This is a genomic window from Micromonospora sp. NPDC048999 (assembly GCF_040649295.1).
Lineage (GTDB): Bacteria > Actinomycetota > Actinomycetes > Mycobacteriales > Micromonosporaceae > Micromonospora.
This window is the reverse complement of the sequence record NZ_JBEZFI010000014.1, coordinates 55,498-72,606: the sequence shown is the minus strand read 5'-3', so window position 1 is coordinate 72,606 and position 17,109 is coordinate 55,498. Positions and strand designations below refer to the sequence as shown.

At 70.8% G+C, this 17,109-nt stretch carries 18 protein-coding genes, 1 tRNA gene and 1 pseudogene; 9 read left to right on the top strand and 11 right to left on the bottom strand.

The window, feature by feature from the left end; all coding sequences use genetic code 11:
• Positions 1 to 6: 6 nt before the first annotated feature.
• From AB0C02_RS17275 to AB0C02_RS17265, 3 genes are read right to left on the bottom strand one after another with little or no spacing between them, the layout of a single operon-like run.
• Complete coding sequence (locus AB0C02_RS17275; RefSeq protein ID WP_357549133.1) at positions 7 to 723, bottom strand: response regulator transcription factor; 717 nt, start codon at positions 721 to 723, stop codon at positions 7 to 9.
• Positions 693 to 1,817, bottom strand: a complete 1,125-nt coding sequence (locus AB0C02_RS17270) for a hypothetical protein (RefSeq protein WP_357549132.1) — start codon at positions 1,815 to 1,817, stop codon at positions 693 to 695. Before AB0C02_RS17270 ends, AB0C02_RS17275 begins: the two co-directional genes overlap by 31 nt.
• Positions 1,807 to 2,985, bottom strand: coding sequence for an ATP-binding protein (locus AB0C02_RS17265; RefSeq protein ID WP_357549131.1), 1,179 nt, complete (start codon positions 2,983 to 2,985; stop codon positions 1,807 to 1,809). Before AB0C02_RS17265 ends, AB0C02_RS17270 begins: the two co-directional genes overlap by 11 nt.
• Positions 2,986 to 3,221: 236 nt before the next feature.
• On the opposite strand from AB0C02_RS17265, the gene AB0C02_RS17260 reads away from it, so the two are divergent.
• On the top strand, positions 3,222 to 3,665 hold the full coding sequence (locus AB0C02_RS17260; protein WP_357549130.1) for a hypothetical protein: 444 nt from the start codon (positions 3,222 to 3,224) through the stop codon (positions 3,663 to 3,665).
• Positions 3,666 to 3,671: 6 nt separating this feature from the next.
• Here AB0C02_RS17260 and AB0C02_RS17255 read toward each other — a convergent pair whose 3' ends face one another.
• Both AB0C02_RS17255 and AB0C02_RS17250 read right to left on the bottom strand, forming a co-directional pair.
• A complete protein-coding gene (locus tag AB0C02_RS17255) occupies positions 3,672 to 4,532 on the bottom strand; it encodes an alpha/beta hydrolase (RefSeq protein WP_357549129.1) in 861 nt (286 codons plus the stop codon).
• A 7-nt stretch (positions 4,533 to 4,539) separates the two neighbouring features.
• A pseudogene (locus tag AB0C02_RS17250) lies at positions 4,540 to 5,124 on the bottom strand (dienelactone hydrolase family protein); the annotation flags it as partial.
• Positions 5,125 to 5,171: 47 nt separating this feature from the next.
• On the opposite strand from AB0C02_RS17250, the gene AB0C02_RS17245 reads away from it, so the two are divergent.
• A complete protein-coding gene (locus AB0C02_RS17245) occupies positions 5,172 to 5,762 on the top strand; it encodes a hypothetical protein (RefSeq protein WP_357549128.1) in 591 nt (196 codons plus the stop codon).
• Positions 5,763 to 5,783: 21 nt separating this feature from the next.
• Here AB0C02_RS17245 and AB0C02_RS17240 read toward each other — a convergent pair whose 3' ends face one another.
• Positions 5,784 to 6,428, bottom strand: a complete 645-nt coding sequence (locus tag AB0C02_RS17240) for a TetR/AcrR family transcriptional regulator (protein ID WP_357549127.1) — start codon at positions 6,426 to 6,428, stop codon at positions 5,784 to 5,786.
• Positions 6,429 to 6,519: 91 nt separating this feature from the next.
• Here AB0C02_RS17240 and AB0C02_RS17235 point away from each other — a divergent pair, with 91 nt between their 5' ends.
• The 3 genes from AB0C02_RS17235 to AB0C02_RS17225 all read left to right on the top strand — a co-directional run bounded on the left by AB0C02_RS17235 (position 6,520) and on the right by AB0C02_RS17225 (position 11,293).
• Positions 6,520 to 7,719, top strand: coding sequence for an FAD-dependent oxidoreductase (locus tag AB0C02_RS17235; RefSeq protein WP_357549126.1), 1,200 nt, complete (start codon positions 6,520 to 6,522; stop codon positions 7,717 to 7,719).
• A 209-nt stretch (positions 7,720 to 7,928) separates the two neighbouring features.
• Positions 7,929 to 10,106, top strand: a complete 2,178-nt coding sequence (locus AB0C02_RS17230) for a penicillin acylase family protein (RefSeq protein ID WP_357549125.1) — start codon at positions 7,929 to 7,931, stop codon at positions 10,104 to 10,106.
• Positions 10,107 to 10,747: 641 nt separating this feature from the next.
• Positions 10,748 to 11,293: an N-acetyltransferase gene (locus tag AB0C02_RS17225; RefSeq protein ID WP_357549124.1), complete on the top strand. Its 546-nt coding sequence runs from the start codon at positions 10,748 to 10,750 to the stop codon at positions 11,291 to 11,293.
• Between the two features lie 88 nt (positions 11,294 to 11,381).
• Here the strand turns inward: AB0C02_RS17225 and AB0C02_RS17220 are convergent, their stop codons facing one another.
• Positions 11,382 to 11,606 (bottom strand): GntR family transcriptional regulator, encoded by a 225-nt coding sequence (locus tag AB0C02_RS17220; protein WP_357549123.1) that lies wholly within the window; start codon positions 11,604 to 11,606, stop codon positions 11,382 to 11,384.
• Between the two features lie 249 nt (positions 11,607 to 11,855).
• Here AB0C02_RS17220 and AB0C02_RS17215 point away from each other — a divergent pair, with 249 nt between their 5' ends.
• Positions 11,856 to 11,981 carry a hypothetical protein gene (locus AB0C02_RS17215; RefSeq protein WP_357549122.1) on the top strand — a complete coding sequence of 42 codons (126 nt, stop codon included), beginning with the start codon at positions 11,856 to 11,858 and terminating at the stop codon, positions 11,979 to 11,981.
• A gap of 104 nt (positions 11,982 to 12,085) precedes the next feature.
• Here the strand turns inward: AB0C02_RS17215 and AB0C02_RS17210 are convergent, their stop codons facing one another.
• A complete protein-coding gene (locus tag AB0C02_RS17210) occupies positions 12,086 to 12,523 on the bottom strand; it encodes a hypothetical protein (protein ID WP_357549121.1) in 438 nt (145 codons plus the stop codon).
• 207 nt (positions 12,524 to 12,730) lie between these two features.
• The gene (locus tag AB0C02_RS17205; RefSeq protein WP_357549209.1) at positions 12,731 to 12,976 is read right to left on the bottom strand and encodes a hypothetical protein; all 246 of its coding nucleotides are present in this window, start codon (positions 12,974 to 12,976) and stop codon (positions 12,731 to 12,733) included.
• Between the two features lie 220 nt (positions 12,977 to 13,196).
• Between AB0C02_RS17205 and AB0C02_RS17200 the strand changes: the two genes are divergently transcribed.
• A complete protein-coding gene (locus AB0C02_RS17200; protein WP_357549120.1) occupies positions 13,197 to 13,691 on the top strand; it encodes a GNAT family N-acetyltransferase in 495 nt (164 codons plus the stop codon).
• A 422-nt stretch (positions 13,692 to 14,113) separates the two neighbouring features.
• Here AB0C02_RS17200 and AB0C02_RS17195 read toward each other — a convergent pair.
• Positions 14,114 to 14,189 (bottom strand) — tRNA-Arg (locus tag AB0C02_RS17195).
• A 163-nt stretch (positions 14,190 to 14,352) separates the two neighbouring features.
• Here AB0C02_RS17195 and AB0C02_RS17190 point away from each other — a divergent pair.
• On the top strand, positions 14,353 to 15,087 hold the full coding sequence (locus AB0C02_RS17190; protein WP_357549119.1) for a hypothetical protein: 735 nt from the start codon (positions 14,353 to 14,355) through the stop codon (positions 15,085 to 15,087).
• Positions 15,088 to 15,103: 16 nt separating this feature from the next.
• On the opposite strand, the gene AB0C02_RS17185 is transcribed toward AB0C02_RS17190, so the two are convergent.
• Positions 15,104 to 16,147, bottom strand: coding sequence for an alpha/beta hydrolase (locus AB0C02_RS17185; RefSeq protein WP_357549118.1), 1,044 nt, complete (start codon positions 16,145 to 16,147; stop codon positions 15,104 to 15,106).
• A 195-nt stretch (positions 16,148 to 16,342) separates the two neighbouring features.
• Between AB0C02_RS17185 and ssb the strand changes: the two genes are divergently transcribed.
• On the top strand, positions 16,343 to 17,098 hold the full coding sequence (gene ssb, locus AB0C02_RS17180) for a single-stranded DNA-binding protein (RefSeq protein WP_357549117.1): 756 nt from the start codon (positions 16,343 to 16,345) through the stop codon (positions 17,096 to 17,098).
• The last annotated feature ends 11 nt before the right edge of the window (positions 17,099 to 17,109 follow it).

Here is a 17,109-nt window from a genome sequence, read left to right as displayed (position 1 = left end):
CACCCGTTAGGGGGTCGGCCGGTCGGTGGACGCCTGCGACCGGTAGATGCCGATCTCTTCCGGCCGGACGAGCCCGTCCTCGATCGCCCGGGCGAGCAGCGCCGCCTTGGTGGCGGCCGGTCGACCCGCCCGGGTGTACTTGATCCGCGCCCGGTCCACGTACTGCTTGACCGTGTGTTCGCTGATCCGCATTCGACGGGCCACCGACGCCTTCGACATCGACTGGAACCACAGCAGCAGCGCCTCTCGCTCCTTGTCCGACAGTGCCGGCCGGTCCGGCCGTGGGTCGCCGACCATCGCCCCGGCCAGCGCCGGCGGGACGTACGGGCGGTCGCTTGCTGCGGCGAGCACCGTAGCCACGCAGTGCTCGCGCCCCTCGTGCTTGGCGAGGAACGCCACCGCCCCCGCGTCCAACGCGGCGAGCATGGTGTCCGGGTCGGTGTGCTCGGAGTAGACCACCACCCGCCGCCCGGCGGCGCTCAGTTCGGCGAGCTTGTCGATCGCCATCCGCCCGTGCAGCCGCAGGTCGAGCAGGACCACCTCGGCCTCCGGGGCGGCCCGCAGCACCACATCCGGATCGTCCCCGGTGGCCAGTACGCGCAGTCGCGGCTCGCCGGCCAGCCAGGTGCGTACCCCGTCGATCACCACCGGGTGGTCGTCCACGATCGCCACACCGATTGGTGGGCCCTCCGTCACGTCCTGCGCCATCTGGTCTGCGTCCATCTGATCTCCCCGTCCCGCTCATGCTCGAGTTCCACCGGCCCGGTGCCATCGCCGTCCCCGCCTGGCGGGCCGGTCGCGTCCGCCCCGTCGTGGTCGGGGGTGACCAGGCTGACCACCACCTCGTCCGGGCCGGCGACCACGGTCAGCCGGGCCCACCCGTGGGCATCGGCGAGCGCCGCGGTGAGCGGTTCGGTCAGCCGCCGACGGACCTCGACCGGCAGCTCCGGTGGGACGCCGACGGCGACCAGCTCGATCGGCAGGCCGTTGCGTTCCGCCAGGTCGGCGGCGGCCCGCAGCTCGTGCAGCAGCGGATCGGGCACGTCGTCCGACTCGGCGATCAGCCGTCGCAGCCGCGCCGCGGCCAGTACGCAGCGGCGGCGCACCTCCGGATCGGTCGGGTCGGCGTCGCCGGCGGCGACGGCGGCCAGCACCTCCTCGGCGGTGCCGCTGACCAGGCCGAGCCGCGCCTGCCGCTCCGCCCGGGCCTGTTCCGCCGCCACCCGTTCCGCCTCGACCGCCGCCGTCGCCGCGGCCGTGCCGGCCCGGTCCCGAGCCAGGGCCGCGAGCGCGGCGCCACCGACGAAGACCGCGACGGGCAGCGAGGACGTGCCATAGACGTACATCGCGTAGCGGGTGAGGTCGGCCGGGACGGTCGCGTCGAACGCGAGCATCGCGGCCAGGGCGATCGCCGCGTGCGCGCCGAGCACCGCCAGCAGCCATCCGACCGGCCGCCGCCAGAGCACCAGCAGGAAGAACCAGACCAGGCCGCCCCACGCCCAGTTCGCCGTGGCGAACAGTTGCCCGCCGACCGCCGCGAAGACCGCCGCGTCGACCACCAGCAGCACCACGGTCAGCCGCCGGGCGGGCGGCAGGCCACCGCGCAGCAGACGTACGCCGGCCGCCCCGCCGACCACCGCGGTCACCAGCCAGGCCGTGGCGATCACCGCCGTGGCGGCGGGCGCGGTCTCGGCGCCGAGCAGCTCCGGCAGGTCGATCGCCAGGTGCCAGGCCAGCGCGATGGTGATCGCCCCGATCCGCGCAGCCCGGTCGGAGGCGTCCGCCACCGCGCTCGCCGCACCCAGGTCAGTCGACACCGGTCCACTCCAGCCGGATCCGGGTGCCGGCACCAGGGGCGGAAGTCACCTCTGCCCGGCCGCCCACCGTGGCCATCCGGCCGATGATCGACTCGCGTAGCCCGTACCGGTGGGCGGGAACGGTGGCCGGGTCGAAGCCGGGGCCGTCGTCGGCCACCTCGACCACGATGGTGCCCGCGTCCCGGGCCAGGCGAAGCATGGCGGTGGCACCCGGCGCGTGCCGGACCACATTGGCCAGCGCGGCAGCGGCGCTGTCGGCCAGCGCCCCGGCGGCCTCCGCCGGCACCACGCACGGCGCGAGCGTCGCGGCCACCGGCAGCTCGGGCAGCCGGGTCAGGGCCGCCCGCAGCCGGTCGTCCAGCGACACCGGGCCGGTCACCGGCGCCGACCGGGCATCGGCCAGGTCGGCGAGGGTACGCAGGTCCGCCGCGCACCGCTTACGCAGCATGGCCGAAGGCCCGGCCACCGCGCCGAGCCCGACCATGGTCAGCGTGCCGAGGACGGTGTCGTGCAGGTCGCGGTTCTGCCGCCGCTCGGCCTCGCGGGCGGCCCGCGCCATGACCGCCTCGCGTGCCAGCCGCTGGTAGTCGGTGAACGCGGCGTCGGCGCGGCCGATCCGGCGCCGAATCACCGCCGTCATCACCGCCGCGATGCCGGTCTGCGCCAGCAGCGTCATCGCGTGCGCCCGCGCCTCGGCCGGGTTGCCGGCGGCGGTAGCGCCGGTCGCGTAGCCCGCGGCGACCAGCAGCCCGGCCGGAACCGACCAGCGGGCCGGGGCGGTGGTCTGCGCGTTGATCACGGTCGTGCTGGCGAGCACCGCGATCCAGCTCACCTCGCCGGGCAGCACCTCCGGCGCGACCAGCCACGGGATCGCCAATCCGGCGGCCGTGGTGAGCGCGACGTCGCCGGCCACCAGCGGGCCGGTGGCCCCGTGCCGCAGCGCGCGGACGGCGTACCAGACGGACCAGGCGGTCAGCACGGCGACCGCCGGCACCAGCAACTCGACCCGAACCGGCGGGGTACGAACCGCCAGGGCCACCACGGCGCCGACCAGGCCACAGGTCAGCCGGAGCAGCGCCGGCACGGTGGTGAAAACGCGGGTGAACGCGCCGCCGGCCGGCCGTTCCAGTGAGGTCGGTGGCGAGGTCGTGGCGGCAACGACCGGCATCGGGGGAGGGTCCTTCCGGCAGCGACCCCATCGGGTCCGCGCGGCCTAGATCGACGCCGGAGAATACCATGCAAATCGCTACGGGTCACCCTCGGTGCGCGGCGCGTCGCTGCGCCGGGTGCTGTCCCGCCCGGTCGCCGTCAACTCCGGGTACGTCGCCCGTGCGCCGGCACCAGGTCGACCAGATGCACATGCCCATCCCGTTTCCGATTGCGTGTTCCTCCTACCCTGCCGGCATGACGTATGAGCCAGCGATGGTGCCACCGAAGAAGAACACGACCCGCACGGTGCTCATCGTCGTCGGTATCGTGCTCGCGATCTGTTGCATGGGCGGTGCGATCGGCGGCTTCTTCATCTATCGCGCGGTGGAGGAGGCCACCGGTCCGGCGAAGACCACCGTGGACACGTTTGCCGGCGCGCTGGTCAGCCACGACTACCCGACCGCGTACGGGCAGCTCTGCGGTGGGTTGCGCGACCGGTTCAGCCAGGACGACTTCGCTCGACAGCAGTCGAATGGGCCACTGGTGGACGGGTACGAGATCGTCGGCCTGAACGTCCAGAACAACAACGGCCGAGTGTTCGGGTCGGCAAGCGTGCGGTACACCGTGCGGCAGGGAATGCCCACCACGCAGACGTACGCCCTGACCAAGGAGAACGGGACCTGGCGGATCTGCCAGTGACAGTCGCTACCCCCGGTCGATGTCGGCGTCGACGTCGGCTCGCTCGCGCAGCCACTCCAGGGCCGACTCGGCGTGCCGGAGCACCGAGATGTGACCGTCCTCGGGGTAGCGGCGCAACTCGGCGGCGGGGCAGTGCCGGGCCAGCCACTCGCCATGGGCCGCCGGCACGATCCCGTCCCGGTCGCCGTGTAGGAGCAGGACCGGCGGCGTGACCTGCGCGGGGCGGAAGCCCCAGGGCGAGGCGTACGCCAGGTCGTCGTCGACCAGCCCGCCCTGCCCGGACTTCGTGGCCGGTCCGACCACGCTGTCGAACCAGGACCAGTCGCCGTGCAGCGAGGTCAGGTCGGCCGGGGTGAACTGGGGGTCGTACTCGATGCCCGAGGTCTCGTGTGCCACCATTGCCGCCCGGCCCGCTGCCGCAGCGCGCAGCGACGCCACCCCGGACGGCACCATGCCGGCGAACCAGTCCAGCCCCTCCGCGTCATACGGGGCAAGCCCGGCGCCGCTCACCACGGCGACCACCCGGTCGGGCAGCAGCGCGCCGCAGGCCAGGGCGTGCGGACCACCACCGGAGTGGCCCATCACCACGAACCGCGCGATGCCCAGCGCGTCGGCCACCGCGGCGACGTCCGTGGCGGCGGAGGCGATGTCCCGCCCGGGGACCGGCGTCGAGCCGCCGTAGCCGGGACGGTCGTACGAGACCCAGCGGAGCTGGAGCCGGTCGGCGGCCGTGAAAAGGGGCGCCGGCGGCGCGCCGATGTTCGGCGTGCCGTGGTGCCAGAAGACGGCGAGCCGGCCGGCGCCGCCGGTGTCGTAGACGTGCAGGGTGCGGCCGTCGCCGAGCCGGAGGTCCGTCTCGGTCACCATGACGGGATCAGCCGACCCGGTCGAGGAAATCCAGTGTGCGGCGCACGAGCAGCGTGGTCGCGGCCTCGTCGTACGCCTTCGTGGCGCGGTCGGTGAAGAGGTGGCCGCCGCCCGGGTAGAGGAAGAGCGCGGCGCCGTCGATCTGGCTGGCCACCTCCCGCATGACCGGCACCTCGGCCAGTTCGTCGTCGGCCATCGCGTGCAGTTGCGCCGGGACACCGGCCGGCCAGGGCCCGCCGAAGCTCTCCGGCGGCACCGCGCTCTCGAACAGCAGCGCGCCCCGCGCGCCGGGACGCCGCTGGGCGAGCGACTGCGCCGGCAACACCCCGAGCGAGATGCCCGCGTAGACGATCCGCTCCGGCAGAGACGCGGCGGCGGCCGTGCCCCGTCGGACGATCTCGTCGAAGCCGATCGCCTCGGCGTGCGCCACGCCCTCCTCGACGGACTCGAACGTGGCGCCGTCGTACAGGTCGGGGGTGTGCACGCTGTGGCCCGCCCCGCGCCACCGGTCGGCGAACTCGAGGAAGCCCGGGGTCTGCCCCAGGGCGTGGTGGAACAACACGATCTCGGTCACCCGGTCACCGTAGTGCCGCGGTGCGACAACCCGCGCGGTTTGGAAACAGCCTTAGGCTGACGCCCATGTCGGCGGAGCGCGAAGTGATCGACCTGGACGAGTACGATCGCCGGCCGGCGGAGCCGGGCCGCGCCACCCCCGGCCGACTCATGGCCAGACGGAAGATGGCGGTACGGGTCGTAACTGGCTTCGTGGTCGGCGTTGTGCTCGGCGGTGTCGGCGTCAACGAGCTGCGGGACTCGCGGGCGGAGCGGGAGCGGAACGCTTCCGTCTCCCTCGTGGCCTTCCCCGCGTCCGTCAGCAGCGGGGCTACGGACGACACGGGGATCCTCCAGCTGGACGCGCAACTCGCGGTGATCAGCGCTGGCCCCGCGCCGATCACGATTCAGGCGGTTACCGGTCAACGTTCCGGCATCCAGGTCCGTGACACCGGCCAGTCTCAGCTGCTACGCCCCGGCGGTACCGGCTGGATCAATGTCAAGCTGAGCATCGAATGCTCGACCGCGTTCGAGAGTGAGCCGTTGTCGATACGGTTCTCGGTCGAGACCGCCGACCGGCAGGTCAGAGAGGCCCGCAGCCCTGTCGCGGTGGTGGGAAGCCTCTGGCACCAGGCGGCCGAGCAGCCATGCGCGCACCGCGCTGACGTGGCGAAGTGAGGGGGCACCTTCGCCTTGCTCTCAAGGGCAAGCATTACCCTCGATATTCGATGGGGCTGATGCGGACGAGGCCGGCAGCGCGGGGCTGAAGACACCGGCGCGGAGGGCTGCGGCGGCGGCAGCAGCCGTACGTCGGGCGAACTCCTCGTCGATGGGCTCGTCGATGACGAGCATCCGCAGGAAGAAGGGCGCGCCCAGGACTTCGATCGCGGCCGGTGCGTCGGTGTCCTGGGGTAGTTCGCCGCGGGCGACCGCGTGGTCGACGACGGCCTTGGCCAGTCCGAACCGTTCGGCGAAGAAGCCACGGACGATCTGCGCGGCGCGCGGGTTGCGGGGGGCGGCCGCAGCCAGGGCCGTGATCAGCTCGCCGGGTTCGCCGGTCATGCCGCGCCGGACCAGCTGCGCCAGTTCCTCAAGGTCGGTGTCGAGGTTGCCGGTGTCCGGGATGGGTGCGACCGCGCTGGCGTACTCGCTGAGCAGGTCGCCGAGGACCCCTTCCAGGTCGGTCCACCGGCGGTAGATCGACGTCTTGTTGACGCCGGCCGCCTGGGCGATCCGTTCGACGGTCAGCTCGGCGTACCCGTCGGCGAGGAGGCCGCGGGTGGCCGTGAGGACCGCGGCCCGGACGCGGGCGCTGCGCCCGCCCGGTCGCTGGCTGACGGACATCGAACAACTCCTTATCGCACCGGCTGTTGCGTTACGTGCCCCATCATGCCAGACTGCAAAAAGCAACACGAGTTGCGATTGGGGAAGGCTCATGCAGACCAGTGTTTGTGTCGTCGGTGGCGGACCCGCGGGTCTCGTGCTCGGGCTGCTGCTCGCCCGTCAAGGAGTGGAGGTCACGGTGCTGGAGAAGCACGCGGACTTCCTCCGGGACTTCCGGGGTGACACCGTGCACCCCTCCACATTGGACATGCTCGACGAGATCGGGCTCGGCGAACGGATGGCGGCGCTGCCCGGGCGCAAGGTCGGCGGGTTGCGCGTCACCTTCGACGACGGCACCTACCCGGTCGCGGACTTCACGCGCCTGCCGGCGCCGCGCAACTATCTGTACTTCGTACCCCAGTGGGATTTCCTGGAAATGCTCGCGGCCGAGGCGGCGAAGTGCTCGGCCTTCACGCTGCTCCGCTCCACCGCCGTGACCGGCCTGCTCCGCGACGCGTCCGGCGCCGTCGCGGGCGTGCGGGCCGTGGGCCCGGAGGGCGAGGTGGAGATCCAAGCCTCGCTCACCGTCGCCTGCGACGGCCGCCATTCAGTGGTACGCCGGGAGCTCGGCCTGCGGCCGGTCGACTACAGCGCGCCCATGGACGTGCTGTGGTTCCGGATCTCGCGCCGGCCCACCGACGACGACGGCCTGGCGATGCGGGTCGGCTCCGGCGGGTTGATGCTCGCCAGCGACCGCGGCGACTACTACCAGTGCGCGTACCTCATCGCCAAGGGCGGCTACGACGAGATCCGCGCGGCCGGGCTGGACGCGCTGCGGGAGCAGGTGGCGCGGCGGCAGCCGATCTTCGCCGATCGGGTCGGCGAGCTCGCCACCTGGGACGACGTCAAGCTGCTGACGGTGAAGGTCGACCGGCTGAAGCGGTGGCACGCGCCCGGCGTGCTGCTCATCGGTGACGCCGCGCACGCCATGTCCCCGATCGGCGGCGTCGGCATCAACCTGGCGGTGCAGGATGCGGCGGCCACCGCCCGGATGCTGGGTCCGAAGCTCGCCGCCGGGCAGCCGGTGACCGACGCGGACCTCGCCGCGGTGCAGAAGCGTCGACGCTTCCCGACCGTGGTAACGCAGAACATCCAGCGCGCCGCGCAGCGGCGCGTCGTCGACCCGCTGCTGCACGCCACCGGCCGGATCGAGTCGCCGGTACCGATCCGCCTGCTGAAGCGGTTCCCAAGGCTGCAGGCCCTCCCCGCCCGGCTGGCCGGCATCGGCGTACGCCCCGAGCACGTGCGCTGACACCTCGTCCGCAACGAGTCACGACGGCGCGATGCGATGGGCGTCGATTATCACGAGCATGTCTCACGGTGGAATATTTGTTGATCTCTATTGCTCTGCGCTCGGAGCGAATGCTACCTATCTCAGAACGCATTGATCGTTAATCATCACCCGGCAGATATCGGTGAACCGGGCACGATCCCTTGCCCCTGAGAAAGGTAGACCAACGTATGGAACACGCGCATAACAATGGGCTGAGTCGGCGCCGCATCCTCGGCGGAGCAGCCGGACTGGCCGCTGGAGCCGTCGTAACCGCGGCGGGGTTGCCGGCCGACGCCGCGTTCGCCGCACCCGGCCCGCCCGACCACGCCCGCTGGAACCAGCAAGCGGCGCACGTGACGATCACCCGCGATGACTGGGGGATCGCCCACGTGGTGGGCAAGACCGACGCCCACGCGGTGTTCGGGATGATCTACGCCCAGGCCGAGGACGACTTCAACCGCATCGAGCGGAACTATCTGGTCAACCTTGGCCGCCTCGCCGAGGCCGAGGGTGAGAGCGCGATCTGGCAGGACCTGCGCCAGCGGCTGTTCATCGATCCCGAGGTGCTGAAGCTCCTCTACGCGAACAGCCCGGCCTGGCTGCGCAGCCTGATGGACGCCTGGGCCGACGGGCTGAACTACTTCCTCGCGACGCACCCCGAGGTGCGCCCGCGCGTGATCACCCGGTTCGAGCCGTGGATGGCGCTGAGCTTCAGCGAAGGCAGCATCGGCGGCGACATCGAGCGGGTGTCGCTCACCCAGCTCCGGGCCCTCTACGACACCAGTGCGCTGGCGATGGCCGAGATGGAGCCCGAAGCGCCGTACCGCCCGTCCCAGGCCTCGAACGGCATCGCGATCGCTGCGAGCCACACGCAAAACGGCAGGGCCCTGCTGCTGATCAACCCGCACACCAGCTTCTACTTCCGCTCCGAACTGCACATGACGAGCGACGAAGGGCTCAACGCCTATGGCGCGGCCACCTGGGGTCAGTTCTTCATCTACCAGGGCTTCAACGAGAACGTGGGCTGGATGCACACCTCGGCCGTGGTCGACAACGTCGATGAGTTCACCGAGACCATCGTGACCGGGGCGGATGGCAACCCCTCCTACCGCTACGGCGATCAGCTGCGGCCGGTGACGACGAAGACGATCACCCTGTCGTACCGCACCGCCGACGGAGGGCAGGCCCAGCGCAGCTTCACCACCTACGCCACGCATCACGGCCCGATCGTGCGCCAGGCGTCCGGCAAGTGGATCGCCTTCGCGCTGATGAACAAGCCCGTCGAGGCGCTGCAGCAGAGCTTCCTCCGCACCAAGGCGCGGGACTATGCGGACTACATGGAGGTGGCGAAGCTCAAGGCCAACAGCTCGAACAACACGTTGTTCGCGGACTCGAAGGGCAACGCCGCCTTCCTGCTGCCGCAGTTCATGCCGGTCCGCGACAATCGCTTCAACTACACCCAGCCGGTTGACGGCAGCGATCCGGCGACCGACTGGCAAGGGCTGCACAGCCTCGAGGACATGCCGCAGGTAGTGAATCCGAAGAACGGCTGGATGTTCAACACGAACAACTGGCCCTGGACCGCCGCCGGCGCGGACAGCCCCAACGTCGCTGATTTTCCCCGCTATTTCAACACGGGCAGCGAGAACGAGCGCGGGCGACATGTCATCCAGCTGATGTCCGGGCGAAACGACCTCACGCCGCAGGCGCTGCGCGATATTGCCTTCGACACCTACCTCGGCGCATTCGCCGACCTCATTCCACAGCTCGTCGCCGCATGGGACAAGCTGCCCGAGGGCGACCAGCAGAAGGTGAGACTCGCCGGCCCGATCGGCCTGCTTCGCGGCTGGAACTATCGGTGGAGCGCTGCTTCCACTGCCACGTCGCTCGCCATCTTCTGGGCTGCGGGTTCGCGCTCCACCGATGCGCAGCGACTCGCGTCGCTCGACGCCGCGGTGGATCGGCTGACCACCGATTTCGGCAGCTGGCAGGTGCCCTGGGGCGAGATCAACCGCTTCCAGCGCAACGACGGCGCGATCACCCAGACGTTCGACGACGCGAAGCCGAGCATCCCGGTGCCCTTCACCTCCGGGACCTGGGGCGCCCTCGCCACGTACCCGGGGGCTCGCCAGCCGGGCACGAAGCGCTTCTACGCCACCAGCGGCAACACCTTCGTGGCGGTCGTCGAGTTCGGGCCGAGGCTGCGTGCATGGGCGGTGAGGGAGGGCGGCAACAGCGGGAACCCCGCCTCGCCGCACTTCGCCGACCAGGCCGAACGCTACGCGAGCGGCAACCTCCGGTCCGTCTACTTCTACCCGGACGACCTCAAAGGCCACGTCGAGCGGCGCTACAAGCCCGGCAAGTGACCTGACAGCAAGAGGGCGAGGCGTTACGCCAACTTGAAGGCGGTGCCAGACAACCCTTCTTGGCGTGGGCCGAACTCGGCATCGGGGCCGCCTACCTGACCGGTGGGCGGCCCCGGATGCCGCGTGGATCGGCTGGCGCAAGGTCCAGCGCCGCCGTGCCCGGTCGCTTCGGCCGCCCCCTCCACCCTGGTCAGGGTCACCGCCGGCTCGGCGGCCGGGTGCAGGGGCTTCGACCAGGGACCCGGAGGCCGCTTCGGATGCGATACGGCTGCGATGTTGATGTGGATCGGGCGGGCCGCGTCTTTCGTTGTGGCGCTCACCTTGGCATCTGTCGGCGTGCTGTTCGTCTATGGCGCTTGGAGCGCTTGGGATGGGATGCCACCGGATGGGCGTCGCTCAGCGATGCTTCTCGGACGTACGAGATTGTCGTGGCCGTGTTCGGTCTGAGTCTTTTGGGCGACGGCATCTGGCTCGCTACCCGAGTCACCCGCCGCGTGCTTCAGCGCACAGCGTGACGCGACCCCAGCATGGCTGGGCGGCCCGGCTGATGCTGCCCAGAGGACGCCAGTAGCTCGCAGGTTGGGAGGTGGCTCTGCAGTTATTCGTTTGTCGCCTATGGCGGTCCCCCCTACGGTCCGACCATGTTTCTTCGGGTAGAACAGATTCGCGACCGTGAACCGATTGGGTCCATCCACCGGCGTGCCTTCGGCACCGGACACGGCGAGATCGTGGCGGAGCTGGTGGACGCCCTGCGCCGTGACGATCCCAACGCTCTGTCCTTCGTGTCCGAGGAAGCGGACGAGGTCGTGGGGCACGTGATGTTCAGCCAGTGTCTGCTGGACGCCGCGCGGCGAACCGTTGGCGTCGCGTCACTGAGCCCGCTCGCCGTCGCCCCAGAGTGGCAGCGCCGCGGCATCGGCTCCGCGCTCATCCGCCGAGGCCTCCAGGAACTTGATGAACGCGGGGTGCCGCTGGTGTTCCTAGAGGGTGACCCGCGGTATTACTCCCGTGCTGGCTTTGGTCCTGCGGTGGAACACGGCTTCCGTAAGCCGTCCTTGCGTATTCCTGACTGGGCCTTTCAGGTAGTCAAGCTGTCGGCATACGAGCCCTGGATGACCGGCACGTTCGTCTATTCGGAGACGTTCTGGAGGCACGACTGCGTCGGTGTGCGTGACAAGAACGCCTGAGCGTGGGGATCACGGACCCGTCCGAGCTGCCGGAGTCGGTTGCGAGGTGGCGGGCAACCGACTTCTTCTCTACGCGTATGTATGCCGGCTACTCCGGCTCCGCGACGAAGACGCCCTGCCCCTGCTGTCCGTACACGAGGTTTCTCTCATGTAGCTCCTTGACGGCGCGGTATGCGGCCGACCGAGCGATGTTGTAGATCTCGCCGATCTCGGAAACCGAGGGCAGCTGCTGCCCAGGCGCATATTCGCCAGAACGAATCTTGGCTTCGATGTCATCGGCTACACGTCGGTAGTGGGGTGGTCTGGTTGGCATGATCGGCTCTCCTGGACTTCAGCAAACCCGAGGTATCCGGTCCAGGGGAGCACGACGCATGGACGCTGCCCCCAGGGCGGGCCTACTTCTGACCAGGCGGAGGTGTGCCGACCATGCCGAGCGATACCGAACGGGGCCTTGACCGCTTGCAAGGGGCCGACGTATGAAATCTGTTCCTGTGCATCCCCAGTGGTGCGACTCGTGTTGCACCAAGCTGATCACCCGCGCGGCCTTCCGGCGGTGCTATGCGTGGAAGGGTTCGACGAGGACCCCGCCAAGGACCCGAATCCGCTGGCCTTGCTGGCGCTGAGCACCCGCCAGGCAACCATCACGGCGCAGGTGCTGCGACGTTTGGCGCGGTGTGCCCACGGCTGATGTGTTGGCCCCGGGGCGGTCGGGCTTCGGCCGAAGATCAGCAGCGGTCTAGCGCTGGCTACTGCTCCCGTTCGGTAGGGGCACGAGCAGGGCGGTGGCGTCGTTCAATCTGGCTTGGGGGCGAAGGGGTGGCGGCGGGGTTGCCGTAGCTCCCGGTCTGCCGAGCAGAGGTGGTTCCAAGCGGCTGCTGTCACCGATCCCAGACCGGGCAGCGCGTTGCCCCACTTCGGCGAGCGGTCGCCAACGTGCCGGAGGTAGCGCTGATAGACCGCCAACTCGCGGTACTGCGGGTCGTGCCGCCAGAGGGCGTACGGCTGCTCGCGCAGCCAGTCGCATGCCGCGTCACCCTCGGCGATTAGATCCCCGGTCGGCGGCAGCACCTGCAGCGGCTGGTCGCTTTGCGGGTCGCCGTACTGCTTGAGGTACGCCAGGTAGCCGTCCTCGTCTCGAGGGTGGGTGACGCGGACACCGAGCACGGCGACCGGTACGGCGAGCACGCCAGCCACGACCAGCGCCAGCATGACCCACAGGCGTTTCCCCATGCGGCAAGGTTAGATCGAGGCGCGCCTCTCTCTGTGGTCCTGCGTAACGGTGGTGCGCCCGGCAGGATTCGAACCTGCGACCTTGGGATTAGAAGAAGATCGCTGATGGCTGGTCGGGTGATTGTCCCTCTGCTCAGCCTGTCCGCCGGTGTCGGCTGGCGTCCGCGTCAGCGGATGGCCTTGGCTGTACGGATGGCTGTACAGCGCTTACGCCTCTGAGCCCGTCTTGGCGTGCCTGTCGCGCTCGCGAAGTCGCCGCAACCTCCGGAGGTACTGCCCCGCGTAGGAGCGCTGCGCACCGTCCAACGCCTGCGCATCTGGGTCTGCACACGCCTCGTAGTAGGACACCTCGGCCGGGTCCTGGTCGTGGTCGGTCAGCCGACCGAGCGCCTCGGCATCTTGCGCGAGCGGCCGGTTCTTCGCAGCCTCCTCGCGCCAGACGTGCCCGCTGATGTCGTCGTCCTGCACGCGGCGATGGTAGACCCAACCAGGGTCGGCACCCTCCGTTTGGAAGAGCGTCCTCAGACGGCCGTGCCCCAAACGCCTGCTCTCGGTGGCCGTTCCGTTGGCATCTCGTGCCGCTCGTGACCACTGGGCCTCGTGATTACTGGCCCGTCGATGGCCCGGCCGAAAACGCATTGCCTGATCCCGAGACCTGCGGCAGCCTTCAAAAGTGATCGAAACGCATCTGCTCGCCGAGGGCGATTGGAAGGTTTGGCGGGAACTGCGGCTCGCCGCGCTGGCGGAGGCGCCGTACGCCTTCGGTTCCCAGCTGGCGGACTGGCAGGGCGACGGCGACCGCGAGGAACGCTGGCGCGGTCGGCTGGCCATCCCCGGCTCGTACAACGTGGTGGCGATGCTCGACGGGCAGCCCGTCGGGATGGCCAGCGGAGTGCCGACTGATCAGGATGGCATCGTCGAGCTGATTTCGATGTACGTGGCACCGGTGGGACGTGGCCGAGGCGTGGGCGACCACCTCCTGCATGCGGTCGAGCAGTGGGCTCGGCAGGTGGGCGCAGGGAGGCTACGGCTGGCCGTAGTGGAGGGCAACAAGAACGCCTGGGCGCTCTACCAGCGGAACGACTTCCAGGACACGGGCGAGCTTGGCGATCTCATGCCCGACGGCATCCGTCGGGAGCACATCATGGTCAAGCGCCTCGCTGCTTAGCGCGTCGGCTGCCGATCGATGGTGGCATGGGAACAGCTCCAGTTGGGAAGGCTCGTAGCCCTTGTGGTGCCCGGCGAGGTGATCCGCCCCGCTGATCTCTGAGGAGGGCCGGGGTTCGGGGCGGAGCCCCGAGGTCTTCGAGGTCTTGTCGTCCGTCAGCGTGGCCGGCCGGCCCGGCCGATGTCGGCCGGAGGTCGCCAGCTGGCCGGGGCGTCGCCCCGGACGGTGATGAAGGTGCTCGGTCACAGCCAGATCGGACTGACCATGAACACCTACGCCCACGTCCTGCCAGAGATTCAGCGGGCCGCCGTGGATGAGGCCGCGAGGCACCTCTTCGGCTGACTTGGCTGTACGAATGGCTGTACGGGGGGCGTGGTGATCTACTGGACCGGGAATGACGAGCCGTTGACCTGGGGTGACGATGGTGCGCCCGGCAGGATTCGAACCTGCGGCCTTGGGATTAGAAGTCCCCTGCTCTATCCGCTGAGCTACGGGCGCGCGTGGAGTGTTGCGCCAAGAGGGTACCGCCGCCCCCGGGCGCGTCGGGGGAACGGGTGGTCGCGGCCATGTCGATGCCCAGGTTCGCACGAGATGCCCCTGGTCGGCAGCCCGGTTACGCCCCGCCTGCCGGCCGCTCGGCCCGGTTTGTACCCTCTGCGGGATGCTGCTCGATCAGGAAACCGAGAACGAGATCGCCTACGAGCTGTGTCAGCTGCTCGGGCGTGCCATTTTGCCGCTGAGCCGTTCCGACCGCCCTGGGGCGGGCGCCGACGGGTTCGGCACCGCCTTCTTCTACACCGAGCTGGTCGGCGCCACGGACGACGGGGACGTGGTGCACGAGTGGCTGCTGACCGCCGACGCGATTGCTGACGCCGCCTACGGGGAGATCGGGCTGCGGCCGAGTATCACCGAGCCGGCGGACGCGGCGTCGGAGCACATCGTGCTGCCCGACTTCGCCAACCGATGGCTGCACCTTCCGGAGGTCGGCGTGGCCGCCATGCCCACCGGCGGGCTGCACGGGTACGCCGAGGACCGGGGCTGGCGGTGGCGTACCCAGCAGGTGACCGACGCGGTGGCCGCGCGGGCCGACGCGATCGGCCGGGTCGGCGCGGACCCGAGCGCGGCGTTCGTGCTGGCGCTCGGCGTCGCCGACGGCGGGTCGCGGCCCCTCGAAGCGACGATCGAACGGGTGGTGCGGGACGGCGACGACCTGCGCGTCACCACCGAACTGCCTGGAGGGTACGTCGGCGCGCCGGTGTTCGGCGCCGAGACGCGCCCCGAGGGGGAGGTGGCGCTGCACTGCCTCGGCCTGGTGCTGCCCGCCGAGCGTGGTGGTCACCGAATCGCGACGTTCGACCGGATCAGGTCGGCGCTCGCGGCGGCTGTCGCGCCCTGACGGCCCCTGGAACGGCTCAGCCCTCGGCGGCGACGTCGGCTGGTTCCTCCACCGGCCGGCGAGCCACCGGCCGGCGAGCCGCCGGCGGGCTGGTCGGCGCAGGGCCGGTCGGCCTGGCGCCGACGAACGCCTCCGCCCACCGCCCGGCCTCGGCAAGGACCTTTTCCCGTACGGCGGGGCGGGAGAGCGTCAGGTCGTGCAGCCCGCCGTCGAAGCGGGCCAGGGTGACGTGCCGGCCGAGCCGGGGCGCCCAGCGCACCATGTGCTCCACGTCCAGCACCGCGTCGGCGAGGGCGGCGGAGTCGTGCCACCTCGTGCCCCGGTAGCTGCGGGTGGAGCAGGCGAGCAGCACCGGCACCGGGATGTCCAGGCCGGCCCGGAGCTGCCGCTGGCCGGTGCGGATCGCGTTGAGCCAGCCGGCTCGCACCGGGAAGCCGGCGAGCGGCTTCCAGGCCAGGTCGTACCGCCATTCGCCGCGGTGGTCGGCGTGCAGGCTCTCGCCGTACACCGAGTGCAGCCCGAGCGGGAGGACGCGGTGCGGCGCCCGGCGGCCCAGCCGGGCGACGGCGGCCGTGAGGGGTCGACGGACCAGCCACGGGGCGTTGATGTCGAAGAACGGGCTGTTGAGGAAGAGCCCGTCGACCAGGCCGGCGTCGCGGCGGGCGTGCGCCCAGAGTGAGATGAGCAGGCCGCCGGTGGAGTGGCCCATCGCAAGCACGGTGTCGTGCCCGTCGTCGGCGCGGATGATCTCGGCGGCGGCGTCCAGCTCCGGAAAGTAGTCGCGCAGGTCGTGGCAGAAGTTCGGGGTCTGGTGCGGCAGCAGGCTGCGGCCGTATTTGCGCAGGTCGAGGGCGTAGAAGTCCCAGCCCCGCGCGGCGAAGAAGTCGGCGACGTGGGTCTGGAAGAAGTAGTCGACGAAGCCGTGCACGTAGAGCACGGCCCGGCGGGTGGGGTCATCGGCCCGCCGGCGCACCAGGGTCGCGACCACCGGCCCCTCGTCGTCGACGCCGAGGTCGATCGTCTGCCGCTCGTACGGCGGTCCCAGCACATCGGGTTCCACGAACGCGACGGTACGCCGCGACGCTACCCGGCGGTAGGCCCTGCTCCCGGGCACAGCCCTTAGCAGACGGGACCCTTGATCAGGCGGTTGTCCACAGCCCGGTCCGTCGTCCACAGGCGCGGGCCGTGCGGGTGGTGACCGGCCCGCCGTCGGTCGAGGCTCGGCCCGACAAGCCGAGTGTCCCTGGGAGGGGCGATGTTCGATACGTACGTCACCGTCGTCGGCAACGTGCTGACCGCGCCGGAGTGGCGGCGCACCACGCAGAGCAACACCCTGGTGGCCAACTTCAAGGTCGCCTCCACCGCTCGCCGCCTCGACCGGGACAGCGGCCGCTGGGTCGACGGCAACAGCCTTCGCGTACGGGTGAACTGCTGGCGCAAGCTGGCCGAGGGGGTGGCCGCCTCGGTGATGGTCGGCGACCCGGTGGTCGTCGCCGGCCGGCTCTACACCCGCGACTGGACCGACGACGCCGGCAACCACCGCACCCTTTACGAGCTGGAGGCGGTCGCGGTCGGCCACGACCTGTCCCGGGGCCGGGGCCGGTTCCTCCGCAATCGGCCCGGCATGGCCACCAGCACTGTCGAGGACGCCGAGGCGGAGCGCCGGGTGCACGGCGAGGCGACCGAGCCGGTGCCGACCGCGCAGGCGCCGGCCTCCCTCGACGACCGGCCGTTCGACGACGAGTTCGAGCCGCCGGAGTTCACCGGCGCGCGCGCCGGGCACGGGCTGCCGGGCGCCCCGGACGGGCCGTCGGGTGATCCGGACGGGCCGGCCGGTGACTTCGACGGGCTGGTGGACCCGTTCGACGAGCCGGCCGGCGACGACGATGACGACGAGGGCGACGACGAGCCCGACGACGAGCCCGGCGAGGCGGCCACCGACGGCGGCGGCGGTGTCCCCCTGGCCGGTCCGGGTCGCCGGGGTCGGCGGCGGACGCCGGTGCCGGCCTGAGGCACCGGTTC

Coding starts and splice junctions, on each gene's coding strand:
- AB0C02_RS17275 (WP_357549133.1), bottom strand. CDS start 723: ATGGACGCAGACCAGATGGCGCAGGACGTGACGGAGGGCCCACCAATC.
- AB0C02_RS17265 (WP_357549131.1), bottom strand. CDS start 2,985: ATGCCGGTCGTTGCCGCCACGACCTCGCCACCGACCTCACTGGAACGG.
- AB0C02_RS17260 (WP_357549130.1), top strand. CDS start 3,222: ATGACGTATGAGCCAGCGATGGTGCCACCGAAGAAGAACACGACCCGC.
- AB0C02_RS17255 (WP_357549129.1), bottom strand. CDS start 4,532: ATGGTGACCGAGACGGACCTCCGGCTCGGCGACGGCCGCACCCTGCAC.
- AB0C02_RS17245 (WP_357549128.1), top strand. CDS start 5,172: ATGTCGGCGGAGCGCGAAGTGATCGACCTGGACGAGTACGATCGCCGG.
- AB0C02_RS17240 (WP_357549127.1), bottom strand. CDS start 6,428: ATGTCCGTCAGCCAGCGACCGGGCGGGCGCAGCGCCCGCGTCCGGGCC.
- AB0C02_RS17235 (WP_357549126.1), top strand. CDS start 6,520: ATGCAGACCAGTGTTTGTGTCGTCGGTGGCGGACCCGCGGGTCTCGTG.
- AB0C02_RS17230 (WP_357549125.1), top strand. CDS start 7,929: ATGGAACACGCGCATAACAATGGGCTGAGTCGGCGCCGCATCCTCGGC.
- AB0C02_RS17225 (WP_357549124.1), top strand. CDS start 10,748: ATGTTTCTTCGGGTAGAACAGATTCGCGACCGTGAACCGATTGGGTCC.
- AB0C02_RS17220 (WP_357549123.1), bottom strand. CDS start 11,606: ATGCCAACCAGACCACCCCACTACCGACGTGTAGCCGATGACATCGAA.
- AB0C02_RS17210 (WP_357549121.1), bottom strand. CDS start 12,523: ATGGGGAAACGCCTGTGGGTCATGCTGGCGCTGGTCGTGGCTGGCGTG.
- AB0C02_RS17190 (WP_357549119.1), top strand. CDS start 14,353: ATGCTGCTCGATCAGGAAACCGAGAACGAGATCGCCTACGAGCTGTGT.
- ssb (WP_357549117.1), top strand. CDS start 16,343: ATGTTCGATACGTACGTCACCGTCGTCGGCAACGTGCTGACCGCGCCG.